Source organism: Actinoallomurus acaciae (assembly GCF_042429965.1).
GTDB classification, from domain to species: Bacteria; Actinomycetota; Actinomycetes; order Streptosporangiales; family Streptosporangiaceae; genus Actinoallomurus; species Actinoallomurus acaciae.
The window spans coordinates 1-1,910 of sequence record NZ_JBHLZP010000913.1; the positions used below are offsets into that span (position 1 = coordinate 1).

General features: G+C 73.1%; 2 protein-coding genes. Both read right to left on the reverse strand.

Annotated features, from left to right (window positions below):
• Positions 1-240: 240 nt before the first annotated feature.
• Complete coding sequence (gene hemQ, locus ACFFNX_RS48820; protein WP_378213288.1) at positions 241-882, reverse strand: hydrogen peroxide-dependent heme synthase; 642 nt, start codon at positions 880-882, stop codon at positions 241-243.
• A 56-nt stretch (positions 883-938) separates the two neighbouring features.
• Positions 939-1,910: protoporphyrinogen oxidase (hemG, locus tag ACFFNX_RS48825; RefSeq protein ID WP_378213287.1), on the reverse strand; the 972-nt coding region annotated here is incomplete at its 5' end.

Sequence of the window (1,910 nt, forward strand, 5' to 3'; positions counted from 1 at the left end):
CCCCGGCCACGGCGACCTGCGCGCGCCGCGGCGACAGGGCCGCGCGTACGGCGCTCACCGCGCTCGGCATGCCCGCGACGGCCCGCGTGTGCCGCCCCTTCATACGCCGTGCTCCGCTCACGTTGTTCCTCCGGCTCCCCGGGCCCGCGGCGGTCGCCGCGTCACGGATCCTCGTGCACCGGCGGGTGCGCGGGCGACGCCGATGGCCAAGTCTTTACCGGTGGAACAAGGCTCTGTCTCTCAGGGAAGGGCGGCGACGAGCTCGGCGACCGGCTTGCGGGAACCGGTGTAGAACGGCGTCTCCTCGCGGACGTGCCGCCGGGTCTCCGAGCCCCGCAGATGACGCATCAGGTCGACGATGCGGTACAGCTCGTCGCCCTCGAAGGCGAGGATCCACTCGTAGTCGCCCAGGGCGAACGAGGACACCGTGTTGGCCCGCACGTCGGGGTACTCCCGCGCCATCTTGCCGTGCTCGGCGAGCAGCGCCCGCCGCTCGCCGTCCGGCAGGAGGTACCACTCGTAGGAGCGGACGAACGGGTACACGCAGACGTACGCGCGGGCCTGTTCCTCGGCGAGGAACGCCGGGACGTGGCTCTTGTTGAACTCCGCCGGGCGGTGCAGCGCCATCACCGACCACACCGGCTCCGACGCCCGGCCCAGCGTCGTACGGCGGAACCGGTTGTAGATCTCCTGGAGGTCGTCGGAGGAGGACGCGTGCCACCAGAACATGTAGTCGGCGTCGGCCCGCAGGCCCGCCACGTCGTACACGCCACGGGTCGTGACGTCCTTGGCCGCGGCCTGTTCGAGCAGATCCTCGACCTCACGGGCGACGGCGTCGCGATCCGCGTCGGCGAGGTTCCGCACCCGGAAGACCGACCACATCGTGTAGCGGATCACCTGGTTGAGGTCGCGTGCCTTCGGCTTGTCGCCACTCACGGTCAGTTCCCCTTCTGCTCCGGCACCGGCCGGCGTTGCCCGGTCGTCTCCGATTCTCCCCGACCCTTCAGGTCCCCCGTCACCCGGGCCACCGCCGCGCGGGCCGACCCGATGCACGCCGGGATTCCCACCCCGTCGTACGCCGCGCCGCAGACCGCGAGGCCGGGCACGCCCGCGACGGCGGCGCGGATCCGCGCGACCCGGCCGAGGTGACCGACGGAGTACTGCGGGAGCGCGCCGCCCCAGCGGGTGACGCGGCTGTCGACGGGGAGTTCGATCACCCCGGTCGTGCGGGCCAGCTCGGTCATGGCCAGCGCCTTCAGCTCCCCGTCGGGGCGCTGAAGGATCTGCTCCTCGCCGAACCGGCCGATCGAGCAGCGGACCGCCACCATGCCGGGCGCGTCGTCGAGGAGGTACGGCCACTTGGTCGTGCTGAACGTGACCGCCTTGACGCCCTCGGACTCCACCGCGGGGACGAGGTAGCCGCTCCGGCCCAGTGGCCGGGGGAACGCCGTGGCGGAGTAGGCCAGCGTGACGATCGCCATGCTGGCGTACTCGATCCGGTCCAGCTCGGCCGATGCCGCGGGCACCTCCTCCCGCAGGAGACGCCGGGCCGCGCGCGCCGGCACCGCGAGGATGACCGCGTCGGCCTCGACCGGCTCCGGCGCACGTGCCGGGCCGACGATGAGCCGCCAGCCCTCCGGCGTGCGACGCAGCTCGCGCACCATCGTCTCCGTGCGCAGGGTCACGTCCAGGTCGGTGAGCCGGCTCGCGAGGGCCTGCGCCAGCGCGCCCATGCCGCCGGTGAGCGTGGTGAACACCGGGCCGGAGCTCGCCGGCGCCGCCTCGCGTACGGCCCGGGCTGCGGTGATCAGAGATCGGCGGGTGCGCGAGGCGTCGGCCAGGCCCGGCATCGTCGCCTCGCGCAGTAGGCCTCGATGGGGCCGGTGTCCACCCCGGTGACGATCGTCATT